This window comes from Hydrogenophaga sp. ANAO-22 (genome assembly GCF_042466645.1).
In the GTDB taxonomy this organism is placed as follows: domain Bacteria; phylum Pseudomonadota; class Gammaproteobacteria; order Burkholderiales; family Burkholderiaceae_C; genus Hydrogenophaga.
The window spans coordinates 1,202,324-1,219,318 of the sequence record NZ_CP159956.1; the positions used below are offsets into that span (position 1 = coordinate 1,202,324).

Below are 16,995 nucleotides of genomic sequence, written 5' to 3' on the forward strand. Positions count from 1 at the left end.
CGAGCCTGGCCATCTGCTCAGCCGTCCTTGCCGTCGAGGCGGGTCGAGACCAGCCAGGGCGAGTAAACATACAGATACAGGGCAAACGCAATGCCCCACGCTGCGGCTGCGGCCACCAGCCAGATGACAAGATGCTGCGGCGCCAGCAGCGGCAGCAGAACCCTCAGGACGGCAGCGCAGGCCACCAACGCATAGGCGGCTGTCTCAAGCCTCGAGGCCTTCAGTGGGCGCCCGGTATGGCCGCGTGCGGTGCGGGTGATCATGCCGATGATGAGCCCGCCAGTGGCACCCACCGCCAGGGCGTGGATGCCGGACGAGACGCCCAACACGCCGAGTTGGGCCAGTGCGAGCAACGCGAGGCCGATGGGCAACCACGCATACGCGAGGTGCAGCACCCACAGGATGGGGCGCGAGCGGGTGCGCATCGGTTTCCAGCGCAGCAGGCGAAGGACATGCAGCAATGCGGCTGCACCGAGCACCGCGGCGCTGAAGACATGGGCCGGGCCCAGCACCCACACGGCCAGCGCAATGGCCGTGGTGCCGAGTGTGGCCTGCTCCAGCATGGGAGGAACCTTCAATCTCACGCCGGGCAACGCCGACTGGGTGAACGCCGGGATCACCCGCCCGGCGATCACGCACTCGATCATCACGATCAACGCCAGCCCCGCATGCAGGGCGCGGACCGGTTCGATGTCGATCAGCCCGCTCACCGCCCCGTGAAACGCGGCGTTGGCCAGAGCCAGCAACAAGAGAATGACGCCCAATGGCACGTTGCGCCGGCTGCCCGCGCGCAGGAGAACCGAGATGAGGATGGCCGCCACCAGTGGCAACAGCAGCAGGTCCAACACCGCATAGACCCCATACGGAGCAAAGACGGCTGCAAGCCGGGCTGCCAGCCAGAGCCCCGCAAGCGCTGCCAGCACAGCGCCTCGTGGCGTGTCCAGGCCGGTCCACGCTTTCCCGGCCGTCAGCAAAAAGCCCGCGATCACGGCCACAGTGAAGCCGAACAGCATTTCATGGGCGTGCCAGAGCACTGGAGAGATCGTCAGCTTCAAGGACACCTGGCCCAACAGGACAGCGATCCACAGCGGGATCGCCAGCATGCCGTATGCAGCGGCACCCAGGTAGAACGGGCGGAAGCCAAGTCGAAGCCAAGGCCACCCTTGGGGCGATGGCACGGCCGCTGATGCAGAGCGCATGGTCGGCAAGGGCTCAGCAGCAGCTCGACCGCGCGGGTTCAAATTGCGGGAACAGCTGGTTGTTCTCGAGGTGAATGTGGGCGATCAGGTCGTCGGCGAACTGGTCAATGCCCGCGTACAGCGCACGCCAGGTGTTGCACGCGCCCTGGGGCGGCGTGGCGTCGTGCGTCAGGGCCATCAGGCGCTCCAGCTGTTCGCCATGGCTGGTGTGCTCCTCGCGCATCACGCCGATGGGGTGCACAGCCATGCCGCGCCCGCCGGCCTTGAGCATCGGGAACAGGATGTTTTCTTCCTTGGCCATGTGTTCCAGCATCTCGGTCTCGATGGCTTCCAGGTGCTCGGCGAGATCCTTGGGCACATCGGGGTGCTCGCGGTGCACCGCCTCCACCCGGCGCGCCATGCGGATCAGCTCGGGCAGCTGTTCGCGGTGCACCGCGTGATAACGCGTGAGGATGTGGTCGATCATATCGGCCGGGGTTCGCGGCACGACCGGCGCGTCCGGGCGGTCCAGCCGGGCGAGCTCGGCCAGCACCGCGTCCACGTCGAGACCTTTGTTGTCGCAGGCCTGTTGCAGGGCGATCTGGCCGCCGCAGCAGAAGTCGAGCTTGAGGCGGCGGAAGACGGCGGTGGAGCCGGGCAGGGCCACGGCGATCTGGCCGATAGGCTGGCTGGCACGCTCAAGGGTGGCGGCAGGGGTGAAAGCGGTGTTCATGGCGCTGGTCCTTTAATGTTCATTCGATACGAATATATTAGCGCATAAAATGCACGCAATATGAATATTCAGACCGTCCGCACGGACATCGGTCATGAGGAGGATGCGCGATGCGATTGACCCAATGGACCGACTACAGCCTGCGCGTGCTGATGTACTGCGCCGCCAGCGAACAGCGCGAGCAGCGCGCCACCGTGGGTGAAATCGCCGAAGCCCATGGCATCTCGCGCAGCCACCTCACCAAGATCGTGATGACGCTCTCCGGCCTGGGCCTGCTGGAGACCACGCGCGGGCGCGGTGGTGGCCTTCGCCTGCTCAAGCCGGCGCGCAGCATCGTGCTGGGCGAGGTGGTGCGCCAGACCGAGAGCGACTTCACGCTGGTGGAGTGTTTCGACGCCGAGCACAACACTTGCCGCCTCGACGGCCACTGCCGTCTCAAGACGGCGCTGCGCGAGGCCATGGACCGCTACCTGGAGGTGCTGGACGGCGTGACGCTGGCGGATCTGATCGCGCCCATGCCGGGTGCGCACAGCCAACGGGTGCACTTTCTGCCTGGCCTGCCACGCCCGCCCGAGGTCGCAGCCCGTCGCACGCGGGTATCTGCCGGCGGCGAAAGCCGCTAACCTGTGGCCATGGTATCCACCGCTTCGCTGTCGACCAAACTCGTGCGCATCGGCGCCGGGTTGCTGCTCGTCGCGCTTGCCTCCATCGGTCTCACGCTGTGGGTGACGTGGCAGCTTGAAGGCGGCGCCGCGGCGGTAAACGAGGCCGGCCGCATGCGCATGCAGACCTGGCGGCTCACCAGCGTGGCGCAGGCCCAGCGGGCTCCGGCTGAGGTGGCGGCGCTGGTGCAGCGGTTCGACCAGAGCTTGGCCCTGTTGCGCCGGGGCGATGCCAGCCGGCCGCTCTTCGTGCCGAGGGACGAAGCGGTGGCCCGCGAGTTCGCCACGGTGGAGGCGCTATGGCAGAAGCAGCGCCCGCTGTGGTTGCAGGACACCCCGCCCGAGCCGGCACAGGTCCTGGCCGCAGCCGATACCTTCGTCGAGGCCATCGATGCACTGGTTCTCGCCATCGAACACCAGCTCTCGGCCTTCACCGCCATCCTCAACCTGTTCCAGTTCCTCATGATGGCGCTGGCCATCGTGGGTGCGGTGGTGATGCTCTACACCGGCTACATGTACGTCATCAACCCGCTGGCCCACCTGCGCCAGGGCCTGCGGCGGCTGGAGTCGGGCGACTTCAAGGCGCGCGTGGAGGTCGACACGCTCGACGAGTTCGGGCAGGTGGCGGGGGGCTTCAATCGCATGGCGTCCACGCTGCAGTCGATGTACGCCGGGCTGGAGAGTCAGGTCGAGACCAAGACGCGTCACATCGAGGCGCAGCGTGCGAGGCTGGCCACCTTGTACGAAGTGAGTGCCTTCATGGCCCAGGCCGGTAGCATCGAGGAACTCTCTCGCGGTTTTGCCCAGCGGGTGCGTGCGGTGGTCAAGGCCGACGCGGTGGCGGTGCGCTGGAGCGACGAAGCCAGTCAGCGTTACCTGATGCTGGCCTCCGACTGCTTTCCGCAGGAGCTGGTGGAAGAAGAGCGCAGCTTGCTGGCAGGGGCGTGTGCCTGCGGCAGCCTGCAGCCCGATGCGAGGACACGCGTCATTCCGATCCACAGTCACGATGAGGCCAGCGTGCGCCACTGCGCCCGCGCCGGCTTCGAGACACTGGTGAGCGTGCCGGTGCGGCTGCAAAACCGCCTGCTCGGCGAGATCGACCTGTTCTACCGCTCGCAGGCCAGCCTGAGCACGGGCGAGACCGAGCTGCTCGACGCGCTGGCCAGCCACCTGGCCAACGCGCTGGAGAGCCTGCGCGCGTCGGCGCTGGAGCGTGAGGCGGCGGTGGGCGAAGAGCGCGCGTTGATCGCTCGCGAGTTGCACGACTCCATTGCTCAGTCGCTGGCCTTCCTCAAGATCCAGGTGCAGCTGCTGCGCACCGCGGCGGGCAAGGGGCAGGACGCGCGCGTGATGAGCACGCTCGACGAACTCGACGAAGGTCTGCGCGAAAGCATCAACGACGTGCGCGAACTGCTGGTGCACTTTCGTACCCGCACCAACACCGACGACATCGAGCGCGCGCTGCAGGAGACGCTGCAGAAGTTCCAGCACCAGACTGGCCTGCCGGCGAAGCTGCACGTAGAGGGCCACGGCCTTCCGCTGCCGGCCGATGTGCAGGTGCAGGTGCTGCATGTGTTGCAGGAGTCGCTGTCCAACGTGCGCAAGCACGCCGGGGCCGGCCATGTGCAGCTCGACGTGTTCAAGGGCGCGCACTGGCGTTTCCGGGTGTGCGACGACGGTGCGGGCTTCGACGCGCTGGACGCATCCGACGATTCCCACGTGGGCCTGAAAATCATGCGCGAGCGCGCTGCCCTCATCGGCGCGCGGGTCGACGTGAGCTCCGACCCCGGCCAGGGCACCGCCGTCACCCTGACCCTGCCTCCCCACCCGGTGACGGCCAGGCCCAGCGGCGCACCCGTCACCGAACACAGGCTTTCATGACCGACACACCTGCCCGCCCGATCCAGTTGCTCGTCGTGGACGACCACTCCCTGTTCCGCCGCGGGCTCATGGCCCTGCTCGCGCAGGACCTGCGCTTCGAGGTGATCGGCGAGGCGGGCGATGTGGGCGAGGCGCTGCGCTGCGTGGCGCGCCAGCGGCCCGATGTGATCCTGCTCGACAACCACCTGCCCGGTGTACTGGGCGTGGACGCCATCCCCGCGCTGCGCGAGGCTGCACCGGGCAGCCGCGTGCTCATGCTCACCGTGAGCGAGAACGAGGCCGACCTGGTGGCCGCGCTCAAGGCCGGCGCCGACGGTTACCTGCTCAAGACCGTGGAGTCGCACCACCTGTGCGAGGCCATCGTCAAGGTGATGGAGGGCGAGTCGGTGGTCAGCCCCGAGATGACGACCAAGCTGGTGTCGGCCCTGCGTGCGCAGCCAACCGTCAACGGCAACGGCGAAGGGGGCGGTGCGACGGTGGCCACGGCCGACGCCGAGCTCGCGTCGCTGTCGGTGCGGGAGCTCGAAATCCTGCACCTGATCGCGCGCGGCGACAGCAACAAACTCATCGCCCGCCAGCTCGACATCGCCGAGACCACGGTCAAGATCCACGTGCAGCACATCCTGCGAAAACTCAACCTCACCTCGCGTGTGCAGGCGGCCGTGTTTGCCGCCCGACACGCTTCATAGTTCACTCGCGGTGAAAGACGCCAGCGTGTGGGTCTCCATCGCGCTGGCGCATTGATTCAGATCAACTGACGGCCACAAACAGACCGCTGTAGTTCTTCCGGACGCGCCGCGTCCCCCCGCCATCGTTCTTCAGAGCCGCCCCGGCCACCCGGGAGGCGGATAGCCACCCGCGCGCCCAGCGCCGACAGTCTTGCCATGCCCCGCGTGGAGAAAGACATCATGGCCTCTGAACTGAACAACGAAAAAAAAGCCTGGTCGGTGCTGCTCGTCAGCACACTGGCCTTCACCGTGTGCTTCATGGTCTGGATGATGTTTGGCGTCATCGGCATCCCGATCAAGAAGGCGCTCGACCTCAACTCCACCCAGTTCGGCCTGCTCATGGCCACGCCGGTGCTCACGGGCTCGCTGGTGCGTGTGCCGCTGGGCATCTGGACCGACCGCTACGGTGGCCGCATCGTGATGGCCCTGCTCATGGCCACCACCGTGCCGGCCATCTTGCTCATGAGCTACGCCACCGCCTACTGGCACTTCCTCACCATCGGCCTGTTCGTCGGCCTAGCCGGCGGTTCGTTTTCGGTCGGCACGCCCTATGTGGCGCGCTGGTTCCCCAAGCACCGCCAGGGCATGGCCATGGGCGTGTACGGCGCGGGCAACTCGGGCGCGGCGGTCAACAAGTTCGTCGCGCCGGTGCTGCTGGTGGCCTTCGGCTGGACCATGGTGCCGCAGGTGTACGCGGCCATCATGCTGGGCACGGTGGTGCTGTTCTGGCTCTTCACCTACAGCAATCCCGACCACCTGGTGCCGAGCAACGTGTCCTTCATGGACCAGCTCAAGGCGCTGAAAGACCCCAAGGTAATCAAGTACTGCCAGTACTACAGCATCGTCTTCGGTGGCTACGTGGCGCTCTCGCTGTGGATGGTGCAGTACTACGTGGGCGAGTTCGGTCTGGACATCCGGGTGGCCGCGCTGCTGGCGGCCTGCTTCTCGCTGCCGGGTGGCGTGCTGCGCGCGGTGGGCGGCGTGATGTCGGACAAGTTCGGCGCGCACAAGGTCACCTGGTGGGTGCTGTGGGTGAGCTGGATCTGCCTGTTCCTGCTCTCATACCCGCAGACCGACTTCACCGTGGCCACGGTGGACGGCCCGAAGACCTTCCACATCGGCCTCAACGTCTACCTCTTCACCGGACTGATGTTCATCCTGGGCATTGCCTGGGCATTCGGCAAGGCCAGCGTCTTCAAGTACATCAGCGACGACTACCCGAAAAACATCGGCGCCATCAGCGGCATCGTGGGCCTGGCTGGTGGACTTGGCGGTTTCGTTCTGCCCATTCTGTTCGGCATGTTGATGGACCTCACCGGCATCCGCTCGAGCGCCTTCATGTTGATGTACGGCGTGGTCTGGGTGTCGCTCATCTGGATGTACTGGACCGAGGTGCGCCAGACCGAAGTCATGGGCGCCAACGCCAAACCTTTTTCCCTTCAGAACTGACGCAACGTCGGTCAACACCATGAACAACACACAAAAAACCGGTGCAGACATCACCGACTGGCGCCCCGAGGACGAACAGTTCTGGGCCTCCACCGGCAAAAAGATCGCCTACCGCAACCTCTGGATCTCAGTGCCCGCGCTGCTGTGCGGCTTCGCGGTCTGGGGCATGTGGGGAATCATCACCGTACAGATGATGAATCTGGGCTTCCCGTTCACCCAGGCCGAGTTGTTCACGCTGACCGCGATCGCTGGCATTGCCGGCGCGACCATGCGCATCCCGGCCTCCTTCCTGATCCGTCTGGCCGGTGGGCGCAACACCGTCTTTCTCACCACGGCCATGTTGCTGGCGCCCGCCATCGGCACCGGCATCGTGCTGCAGCACCCCGAGTGGCCGCTGTGGTCGTTCCAGCTGATGGCACTCTGGTCGGGCGTGGGGGGCGGCAATTTCGCCAGCTCCATGTCCAACATCAGCGGCTTCTTTCCCAAGCGCCTGCAGGGCACGGCGCTGGGTTTGAACGCGGGCCTGGGTAACTTCGGCGTGACGACCATGCAGATCGTCATTCCGCTCGTGATGACGCTGTCGATCTTCGGCAGCCTGGGCGGTGAACCCATGGTGCTGGCCAAGGACAGTGGCTGGATCTTCGGAAGGATTGCCGCAGGCACACCGACCTGGATCCAGAACGCGGGATTCGCCTGGCTGCTCTCGCTGGTGCCGCTGTCCATCCTGTGCTGGTTCGGCATGAACAACCTGAAGACGGTGTCGCCTGACACCGGGCACCCTGTGGTTGCGTTCGCCAAGATCACCTGGCTGTACACGCTGGCCTTCATCCCCTCGATTCTCGGCTTGTACCTCTACCTGCCCAAGCCCACGGGTCTGGGCCTTATCAGCATGTGGGTGGCGATTCCGCTGGACGTGGTGAGCGCGCTGCTGATCATGAAGCTCGCTGCCTTCGGTCCGATGAAGGAAAACGTTGCCCGGCAGTTCGCGATCTTCAAGGACAAGCACACATGGTCGCTGACCGCGCTCTACATCGTCACCTTCGGCTCCTTCATCGGTTTCTCGATGGCGTTGCCGCTGGCCATGAAGGTGATCTTCGGCATTAGCCACGTGCCCGATGCCAACGGCGTGATGCAGCACACGCTGAACAACCCGAACGCACCCACCGTGCTGGCCTACGCGTGGATCGGCCCATTCGTTGGCGCCGCTGTGAGGCCCGTTGGCGGCTGGATCTCCGACAAGGTCGGCGGCTCCATCGTCACGCAGGCCATCTCGGCGGTGATGGTGGTCGCTTCGATCGCCGTGGGCTACGTGATGATGATGGCCTACGCCTCGGCCACGCCCGAGCAGTACTTCCCGGCCTTCCTCGGCCTGTTCATCGTGCTGTTCTTCGCCAGCGGTGTGGGCAATGGATCGACCTTCCGCACCATCGGTGTGATCTTCGACCGGCAGCAGGCCGGCCCGGTGCTGGGCTGGACCTCCGCCGTCGCCGCCTACGGCGCCTTCGTCGCGCCCATCGTGATCGGCGACCAGATCAAGGCAGGCACACCGCAGTACGCGATGTATGGCTTCGCGCTCTTCTACGCGCTCTGCTTGATCCTCAACTGGTGGTTCTACCTGCGTCCCGGCGCCTACGTGAAGAACCCCTGAAGAACCGACCACGCACCCTCACGGAGAACAGAAAGATGAGCCATTTCCTCGACCGCCTCACCCATTTCAGCCTGCCCAGGGAGTCCTTCTCGGGCAACCACGGCCAGACCACTGGCGAAGACCGCACCTGGGAAGACGCCTACCGAAATCGCTGGGCGCACGACAAGATCGTGCGCAGCACCCACGGCGTGAACTGCACCGGTTCGTGCTCGTGGAAGATCTACGTCAAGGGCGGCATCGTCACCTGGGAAACCCAGCAGACCGACTACCCGCGCACACGCTGGGACATGCCCAACCACGAGCCGCGTGGCTGCGCGCGCGGCGCCTCCTACAGCTGGTACCTCTACAGCGCCAACCGCGTGAAGTACCCCATGGTGCGCGGGCGCCTGCTGGAGCGCTGGCGCGCCGCGCTCGCTGTGGCGAAAGATCCGGTAGCCGCCTGGGCCTCCATCGTCGAGAACCCCGAAGCGCGTCGTGACTACCAGCAGGTGCGCGGCATGGGTGGCTTCGTGCGCAGCACCTGGGACGAGGTCAACCAGCTGATCGCCGCGGCCAACGTCTACACCATCAAGCAGCACGGACCCGACCGCATCATCGGCTTCAGCCCGATCCCGGCCATGAGCATGGTGAGCTACGCCGCCGGCTCGCGTTACCTCTCGCTCATCGGCGGCGTGTGCATGAGCTTCTACGACTGGTACTGCGACCTGCCACCGGCCAGCCCGCAGGTCTGGGGTGAGCAGACCGACGTGCCCGAATCGGCTGACTGGTACAACAGCTCGTTCATCATCGCCTGGGGCTCCAACGTGCCGCAGACGCGCACGCCCGACGCCCACTTCTTCACCGAGGTGCGCTACAAAGGCGCCAAGACCGTGGCCGTGACACCCGACTACTCCGAGGTGGCCAAGCTCTCCGACCTCTGGCTGCACCCCAAGCAGGGCACCGACGCCGCGCTCGCCATGGCCATGGGCCACGTGGTGCTCAAGAATTTCTATTTCCCCGACGGCGGCAAGCCGCGCAGCAGCTACTTCGACGACTACGCGCGCCGCTACACCGACCTGCCGCTGCTGGTCATGCTCAAGGAGCACACGCTGGCCGACGGCACGACCACCCTGGTGCCCGACCGCTACCTGCGCGCCAGCGACTTCAATGGCCAGCTCGGCCAGAAGAACAACCCCGAGTGGAAGACCGTGGCCTTCGACACCGGTGGCAAGGCCGTGCTGCCCAACGGCTCGATCGGCTTCCGCTGGGGCGAGGCCGGGCGCAGCGACGAAGGCAAGTGGAACCTGGAAGCCAAGGAGGCGCGCAGCGACACCGAGGTGAAGCTCAAGCTCTCGGTGATCGAGGACGGCGAGCAGGACACCCAGGTGGTGGACGTGGCCTTCCCCTATTTCGGGGGCAACGCCGCGCCGCACTTCACCGCCAACGCGCAGAACGGCGCCATCAACCACGCCCGCGTGCCGGCCGTGCGCCTGCGCTTGGGCAAGGCCGGCGAAGAGCGCCACGCCATGGTGGCCACCGTGTTCGACCTGCAGGTCGCGCAGTACGGCATCGACCGCGGGTTGGGCAGTGGCGCGAAGGACTTCGACGACAACGCCGCCTACACCCCGGCCTGGCAGGAGAGCATCACTGGCGTGCCGCGTGACCAGGTCATCACCGTGGCGCAGCAGTTCGCCGACAACGCCGACAAGACGCACGGCAAGTCGATGGTGATCATCGGTGCGGCCATGAACCACTGGTACCACGCCGACATGAACTACCGCGGCGTGATCAACCTGCTGATGATGTGCGGCTGCATCGGCCAGAGCGGTGGCGGCTGGGCGCACTACGTGGGCCAGGAAAAGCTGCGCCCGCAAACGGGCTGGGTGCCGCTGGCCTTTGCCACCGACTGGGCACGCCCTCCGCGGCAGATGAACAGCACCAGCTTCTTCTACGCGCACACCGACCAGTGGCGCTACGAGAAGCTCGGCATGGAAGAGGTCGTCAGCCCGCTGGCCGACAAGGCCGCTTTCGGCGGCAGCATGATCGACTTCAACGTGCGCGCCGAGCGCATGGGCTGGCTGCCCAGTGCGCCCCAGCTCAAGACCAACCCGCTGCAGGTGGTGAAGGACGCCACCGCCGCCGGGCTCGATCCCAGGGACTACGTGGTGCGTGCGCTGAAAGACGGCACGCTGGCCATGAGCTGCGAAGACCCGGACGCGCCGCAGAACTGGCCGCGCAACATGTTCGTGTGGCGCAGCAACCTGCTGGGCTCCAGTGGCAAGGGCCACGAGTATTTCTGCAAGCACCTGCTGGGCACCGAAAACGGCGTGCAGGGCAAGGACCTGGGACGGGACGAAGCCAGACCTGAAGAAGTGGTGTGGCACGAAAACGCGCCTCAGGGCAAGCTCGATCTGCTGGTCACGCTCGACTTCCGCATGAGCGCCACCTGCCTGTATTCGGACATCGTGCTGCCCACCGCGAGCTGGTATGAGAAGAACGACCTCAACACCAGCGACATGCATCCCTTCATCCACCCGTTGTCCGCGGCGGTGGACCCGGTGTGGCAGAGCCGCAGCGACTGGGAGATCTACAAAGGTTTTGCGCAGGCCTTCAGCGAAGTCTGCGTGGGCCACCTGGGCGTTGAAAAGGAGGTGGTACTCACGCCCATCATGCACGACACCCCCGGCGAACTCGCGCAGCCGTTTGACGTGAAGGAATGGCGCAAAGGCCACTGCGAACTCATCCCCGGCAAGACCGCTCCGCAGATCACCGTGGTCGAGCGCGACTACCCCAACGTGTTCAAACGCTTCACCGCGCTCGGCCCGCTGATGGACAAGCTGGGCAACGGCGGCAAGGGCATTGGCTGGAAGACCGGCACCGAAGTGGAGCAGCTCGGCCAGCTCAACGGCACCACGCTCGACGAGGGCGTGACCCAGGGCATGCCGAAGATCGTGACCGACATAGACGCCTGTGAGGTGATCCTGCAGCTCGCGCCAGAGACCAACGGCCACGTGGCGGTGAAGGCCTGGGAAGCGCTGGGCAAGCAGACCGGGCGCGACCACACCCACCTGGCGCTCTACCGCGAGGACGAGAAGATCCGCTTCCGCGACATCCAGGCGCAGCCGCGCAAGATCATCAGCAGCCCGACCTGGAGCGGCATCGAGAGCGAGACGGTCAGCTACAACGCCGGCTACACCAACGTGCACGAACTCATTCCATGGCGCACCCTCACTGGCCGCCAGCAGTTCTACCAGGACCACCCCTGGATGATCGCCTTCGGCGAAGGCCTGGGCAGCTACCGCCCGCCGGTGGACCTGAAGACCACCGAGGGCATCCACAACATCAAGCCCAACGGCAACAAAGAGATCCAGCTGAACTTCATCACGCCGCACCAGAAGTGGGGCATCCACTCGACCTACAGCGACAACCTGATGATGCTCACCCTCAACCGGGGCGGCACCGTGGTCTGGCTGAGCGAAGACGACGCGAAAAGCGCCGGCATCGAGGACAACGACTGGGTCGAGCTGTTCAACATCAACGGCGCGGTGGCCGCGCGCGCGGTGGTCAGCCAGCGCGTCAACCCGGGCATGGTGATGATGTACCACTCGCAGGAAAAGATCATCAACACCCCGGGCTCGGAGATCACCGGCGTGCGCGGCGGCATCCACAACTCGGTCACGCGCATCGTGCTCAAGCCGACCCACATGATTGGTGGCTACGCGCAGCTCAGCTACGGCTTCAACTACTACGGAACGATCGGCACCAACCGCGACGAGTTCGTCGTGGTGCGCAAGATGCACAAGGTGGACTGGCTCGACACACCGGCCGACGACCACCTCATTCGTGCCTACCAGTCCCAGGGCGAGAACCCCTGAACACCCGCCGACCCGAAGGAGCCTGAATCATGAAAATACGCGCACAGATCGGCATGGTGCTCAACCTGGACAAGTGCATCGGTTGCCACACTTGCTCGGTCACCTGCAAGAACGTCTGGACCAACCGTCCCGGGGTGGAATACGCCTGGTTCAACAACGTCGAGACCAAGCCCGGCATCGGCTACCCCAAGGAGTGGGAGAACCAGGAGAAGTGGCAGGGCGGCTGGACCCGCCGCGCCGACGGCTCCATCGTGCCCAAGCAAGGCGGCAAGTGGCAGCTGTTGATGAAGATCTTCGCCAACCCGCACCTGCCGGAGATCGACGACTACTACGAACCCTTCACCTTCGACTACGACCACCTGCAGTCGGCGCCGGAGATGAAGCACACGCCCACCGCCCGACCGCGCAGCCTGATCACCGGCAAGCGCATGGAGAAGATCGAGTGGGGCCCGAACTGGGAGGAGATCCTCGGTGGCGAATTTTCCAAGCGCAGCAAGGACGCCAACTTCAATGGCTTCGAGGCCGCGCAGAAAGCCATGGTGGGGGAGTTCGAGAACACCTTCATGATGTACCTGCCGCGCCTGTGCGAGCACTGCCTCAACCCGGCGTGCGTGGCCTCGTGCCCCTCGGGCTCGATCTACAAGCGCGAGGAAGACGGCATCGTGCTGATCGACCAGGACAAGTGCCGCGGCTGGCGCATGTGCGTGAGCGGCTGCCCCTACAAGAAGATCTACTACAACTGGAAAAGCGGCAAGGCCGAGAAGTGCATCTTCTGCTATCCGCGCATCGAGGCCGGCCAGCCCACCGTGTGCAGCGAAACCTGCGTGGGCCGCATCCGTTACCTGGGCGTGCTGCTGTACGACGCCGACCGCATTCAGGAAGCCGCCAGTGTGCCCAACGAGATGGACCTCTACAAGGCCCAGATCGATCTCTTCCTGGACCCGCACGACCCTGCGGTGATCGCGCAGGCGCGCGCCGACGGCATCCCCGACAACTGGCTGGAGGCCGCGCGCCACAGCCCGGTCTACAAGATGGCGGTGGACTGGAAGGTGGCGCTGCCGCTGCACCCGGAGTACCGCACGCTGCCCATGGTCTGGTACGTGCCGCCGCTCTCGCCCATCACCGCTGCGGCCAACGCCGGGCACCTGGGCGACAACGGGGAAATTCCGGACGTGAGCCAGCTGCGCATCCCGGTGAAGTACCTCGCCAACCTGCTGACCGCCGGCGACACGATCCCCGTGGTGCGCGCGCTCGAACGCATGCTGGCCCTGCGCAGCTACCAGCGCGCCAAACACGTGGATGGCGTGATCAACCAGGACGTGCTCGACCAGGTCCAGCTCAGCGTGCGCGAGGTCGAGGACATGTACCAGACCATGGCGATCGCCAACTACGAGGACCGTTTCGTGATTCCCACCACCCACCGCGAATACGCCGAGAACACCTTCAACATCAAGGGCGGCTGCGGCTTCAGCTTCGGCAACGGCTGCTCGGAGGGGCAGACCGAGACCAGCCTGTTCGGCAGCGAGAAGAAGCGCACCATCCCGATCAAGGCGGGGGTCTGACGTGGGCCTGTTTTCCAACACTCAAAAGCCCGCCGTTCACACCCTGCGTGTGCTCGCCCACCTGCTGCGTTACCCCACCGCCGATCTGCGCGAGCACGCTGGTGAACTGCGCGATGCGCTGCGTGCCGAGGCCGCCTTGCCGCCGACGCGGCTGGTCGAGCTCGATGCGCTGCTGGTGCGCCTGAGCCAGCAGCCGGCGCTGGAGGTCGAAGCCGACTACGTCGAGCTGTTCGACCGCGGGCGCAGCACCGCGCTGCACCTGTTCGAGCACGTTCTGGGTGACTCGCGCGACCGTGGCCCGGCCATGATCGACCTGATCCAGACCTACGAAAAGGCGGGCCTTTTCTTCGGCCCGGCCGAGTTGCCCGACCACCTGAGCGTGCTGCTGGAGTTCGCCTCCACCCAGCCCGCCACTGTGGCGCGCGAGTTCCTCGGCGAGAGCGCGCACATCGTGCGCTCGATCTTCAGCGCGCTGCTCAAGCGCCAGAGCCCGTATGCCAGCGTGCTGGCCGCCGTGCTCGAAATCGCCGGCGAGAAAGCCGAGCCGGTGCCGGTCGCGGCCGACCCCGGCATCGACGAGAGCTGGGCCGAACCCGCGGTGTTCGGCGGCTGCTCCACAGAAGGTCAGGCCAAACCCGGCCAGCCGCAACCGATCCGCATCGTGAAGGCGGCCACCGGCCGCCACCCATCCCCCCCACCAGGAGCACAGGCATGACCTCGCTGCACCACTTCCTTTTCGGCGTCTATCCCTACATCTGCCTCGCCGTCTTCCTCATGGGCAGCCTGGCCCGCTTCGACCGCGACCAGTACACCTGGAAAAGCGATTCGTCCCAGCTGCTGCGCAAGGGCCAGCTGCGCTGGGGCAGCAACCTGTTCCACATCGGCATCCTGTTCCTGTTCTTCGGCCACGCCGTGGGCCTGCTCACGCCGCACTTTTTCTACCAAGGCTTTCTGGATGCTGCGGTCAAGCAGCGGCTGGCCATCTACGCAGGCGGCACCGCCGGCGTGATCTGCTTCGTGGGTCTGTCGATGCTGCTGCACCGGCGCATCTTCGACCCGCGCATCCGCCTCACCAGCCACCGCACCGACATCGCCATCCTTGTCATCCTGTGGGTGCAGCTCACGCTTGGCCTGATCACGCTGCCGTACTCGTATTCACACGCCGACGGCAGCGCCATGCTGGTGCTGGCCGAGTGGGCGCAGCGCATCGTCACCTTCCGCCCCGACGCGTCGGCCCTGGTCAACATGGACTGGCCTTACAAGGTGCACCTGGTGCTGGGCATGACGATCTTCCTGTTGTTCCCGTTCTCGCGCCTGGTGCATGTGTGGAGCGGCTTTGCCAGCGTGGCCTACCTGGTGCGGCCCTACCAGGTGGTGCGCAGCCGCCGCCTGGGCGTGCCGGCGAACCCGACCAATCCGGCGCACCCGAACCAGCCCCGCTGATTCACCCCAAACCCACCGGAGCCCCCCATGACCCAGGACCTTTCCCCATCGCCCTCCACCGGCTGCGGCAGCAGCGCCTGCGCCTGCAAAGGCCCTGAGGCCGCTGCGGCCCCGGCAGCGATCGCCAGCGTCAACGGCATCGCCTTGCACGAAGCCGGTGAGGTGCTGGACGCGCAGACCCTGCGCGAGCGCGCCTGCACCGAACTGCTGCGCCAGCAGGCGGTGCGCGCCGGCCTGCTGCCGCATTTCACCGGCCTGAATGCGCCCGGGCCCGACGGCGACACACGCAGCGCGATAGAGGCCCTGCTCGAAGCCGAGGTGCACTCGCCCGAGCCGGGAATTGACGAATGCCGGCGCCACTACGAAGCCCACAAGCCGCGCTTCGTGGTTGGCCAGGCGCTGCACGTGCGTCACATCCTGTTCGCGGTCACGCCGGGTGTGCCGGTGAACGCGCTGGCTCAGCGCGCCGAAGCGGCGCTGCTGGAGCTCTCGCGCCAGGGCGTCTCGATGGATCGTTTCGCGCAGCTCGCGACCGAACTCTCCAACTGCCCGTCGAGCGCCCAGGGCGGCGACCTCGGCTGGATCACTCCGCAGGACTGCGCGCCCGAACTGGCCAAGGCGCTGTTCCTGCAGAACGACGCCATCCAGGCCCTGGGCCTGCACCCCCGCCTGGTGCACAGCCGCTTCGGCCTGCACATCGTCGAGGTGCTGGAGCGCCAGGAAGGGCGTCTGCCCGAGTTCGCCGAGCTGCAGGCGCAGATTGGCGCGCGCCTGGCCCTGCAGTCGCAGGCCACGGCGCTGCGGCAGTACATGCAACTGCTGGTGGGCCAGGCCCAGGTGGAGGGCGTGGAGCTGGAGGGGGCCGACACGCCCCTGGTGCAATGAGCGAACCGGCCGCAGGCGCCTCAGCGGACGAGCTGCTGTTGCGCCTGCGGCATTTCCGCTCCGACTACTTTCCGCGGCATCAGCAGCGTTTTCAGGACCTGGTGGCTGCGGGCCAACACCCCAAAACGCTGTTCATTGGCTGCTCCGATTCACGCCTCGTGCCCTACCTGCTCACCGGCGCCGGCCCGGGTGAGCTCTTCATCGTGCGCAACGTGGGCGCGCTCGTTCCGCCGCATGACCAATCGCACGGACTCCATGGAACGATGGCCGCGATCGAGTTCGCCGTTCTCAGCCTGCACGTGGAGCGCATCGTGGTCTGCGGGCACAGCCACTGCGGTGCCATCCGAACCGCCTACGAAGGCGCGCCTGCCGAGGCCGTGGCGCTCACCGCGTGGCTCAAGCTGGTTGACGAGGCCCTGCTGCCGGTGCAGCCCTGTGCCGAATCCATGCGCCGTACCGAGCAGCGTGCGGTGGTGCTGCAGCTCGAACGCCTCATGGGCTACCCCATGGTGCGGCGCGAGGTCGAGGCCGGTCGGCTTACCTTGCACGGCTGGCACTACGTGATCGAAGACGGAGAAGTGCATGTGTTTGATGCTCAGCAAGGTGATTTCGTCGCGGCCTCATTTGCCTCCAACTGCGGCACCGGGCCGTACCAACCTTATGTGGAACACGATGGGCAAGTCATCAGTTGCTGAAGCCGCCGACACGCTGGCGGCCGAACTCCAGGCCCTGGCTCTGCATGGCGGCCTTCGCACCTGGCGACTGCGCGGGCGCGAGCTGCTGCCGGTGGTTCGTGGCCGGCCTGCCCGCGCGCGCAGTACGACCCCCTGGCTGGACAAATACCTGTGCCTGGAGCCGCGACTGAAGGCGGTTGCACATGTGAAGAAAAAGTGCAACATGGCGTTTGACTGCCTGGCCCATTGCGGCCTGCGCGACGGTATCCGACCTGCGTTGATTTAATGAAGGAACACC

13 protein-coding genes and 1 pseudogene are annotated in these 16,995 nt (G+C 66.0%); 12 read left to right on the forward strand and 2 right to left on the reverse strand.

Going from position 1 to position 16,995, the window contains the following annotated elements:
• Positions 1–17: 17 nt before the first annotated feature.
• Positions 18–1,103, reverse strand: coding sequence for an NnrS family protein (locus ABSY19_RS05625; RefSeq protein WP_382159942.1), 1,086 nt, complete (start codon positions 1,101–1,103; stop codon positions 18–20).
• 109 nt (positions 1,104–1,212) lie between these two features.
• Complete coding sequence (gene ytfE / locus ABSY19_RS05630) at positions 1,213–1,911, reverse strand: iron-sulfur cluster repair protein YtfE (RefSeq protein ID WP_297400145.1); 699 nt, start codon at positions 1,909–1,911, stop codon at positions 1,213–1,215.
• Between the two features lie 110 nt (positions 1,912–2,021).
• Here ytfE and ABSY19_RS05635 point away from each other — a divergent pair, with 110 nt between their 5' ends.
• The 12 genes and pseudogenes from ABSY19_RS05635 to ABSY19_RS05690 form a co-directional block, all read left to right on the forward strand.
• Positions 2,022–2,534 carry an Rrf2 family transcriptional regulator gene (locus ABSY19_RS05635; RefSeq protein WP_297400143.1) on the forward strand — a complete coding sequence of 171 codons (513 nt, stop codon included), beginning with the start codon at positions 2,022–2,024 and terminating at the stop codon, positions 2,532–2,534.
• A gap of 9 nt (positions 2,535–2,543) precedes the next feature.
• Complete coding sequence (locus ABSY19_RS05640; protein WP_297400141.1) at positions 2,544–4,454, forward strand: type IV pili methyl-accepting chemotaxis transducer N-terminal domain-containing protein; 1,911 nt, start codon at positions 2,544–2,546, stop codon at positions 4,452–4,454.
• Positions 4,451–5,143 (forward strand): response regulator, encoded by a 693-nt coding sequence (locus ABSY19_RS05645; protein WP_382159945.1) that lies wholly within the window; start codon positions 4,451–4,453, stop codon positions 5,141–5,143. The genes ABSY19_RS05640 and ABSY19_RS05645 overlap by 4 nt, the downstream gene beginning before the upstream one ends.
• A gap of 219 nt (positions 5,144–5,362) precedes the next feature.
• On the forward strand, positions 5,363–6,631 hold the full coding sequence (locus ABSY19_RS05650; protein WP_382159948.1) for a nitrate/nitrite transporter: 1,269 nt from the start codon (positions 5,363–5,365) through the stop codon (positions 6,629–6,631).
• 19 nt (positions 6,632–6,650) lie between these two features.
• Complete coding sequence (locus tag ABSY19_RS05655; protein ID WP_382159951.1) at positions 6,651–8,279, forward strand: MFS transporter; 1,629 nt, start codon at positions 6,651–6,653, stop codon at positions 8,277–8,279.
• A gap of 35 nt (positions 8,280–8,314) precedes the next feature.
• On the forward strand, positions 8,315–12,133 hold the full coding sequence (locus ABSY19_RS05660; RefSeq protein ID WP_382159954.1) for a nitrate reductase subunit alpha: 3,819 nt from the start codon (positions 8,315–8,317) through the stop codon (positions 12,131–12,133).
• A gap of 29 nt (positions 12,134–12,162) precedes the next feature.
• Positions 12,163–13,695: a nitrate reductase subunit beta gene (gene narH, locus ABSY19_RS05665; protein ID WP_382159957.1), complete on the forward strand. Its 1,533-nt coding sequence runs from the start codon at positions 12,163–12,165 to the stop codon at positions 13,693–13,695.
• Between the two features lie 7 nt (positions 13,696–13,702).
• On the forward strand, positions 13,703–14,410 hold the full coding sequence (gene narJ / locus ABSY19_RS05670; RefSeq protein WP_382163697.1) for a nitrate reductase molybdenum cofactor assembly chaperone: 708 nt from the start codon (positions 13,703–13,705) through the stop codon (positions 14,408–14,410).
• Entirely contained in the window at positions 14,407–15,138 is a 732-nt protein-coding gene (gene narI / locus ABSY19_RS05675; RefSeq protein WP_382159960.1) for a respiratory nitrate reductase subunit gamma, read from the forward strand. Before narJ ends, narI begins: the two co-directional genes overlap by 4 nt.
• Positions 15,139–15,165: 27 nt before the next feature.
• Positions 15,166–16,023: a peptidylprolyl isomerase gene (locus ABSY19_RS05680; RefSeq protein WP_382159963.1), complete on the forward strand. Its 858-nt coding sequence runs from the start codon at positions 15,166–15,168 to the stop codon at positions 16,021–16,023.
• Entirely contained in the window at positions 16,020–16,718 is a 699-nt protein-coding gene (locus tag ABSY19_RS05685) for a carbonic anhydrase (protein WP_382159965.1), read from the forward strand. Before ABSY19_RS05680 ends, ABSY19_RS05685 begins: the two co-directional genes overlap by 4 nt.
• A gap of 98 nt (positions 16,719–16,816) precedes the next feature.
• A pseudogene (locus tag ABSY19_RS05690) lies at positions 16,817–16,983 on the forward strand (nitronate monooxygenase); the annotation flags it as partial.
• Positions 16,984–16,995 lie beyond the last annotated feature (12 nt).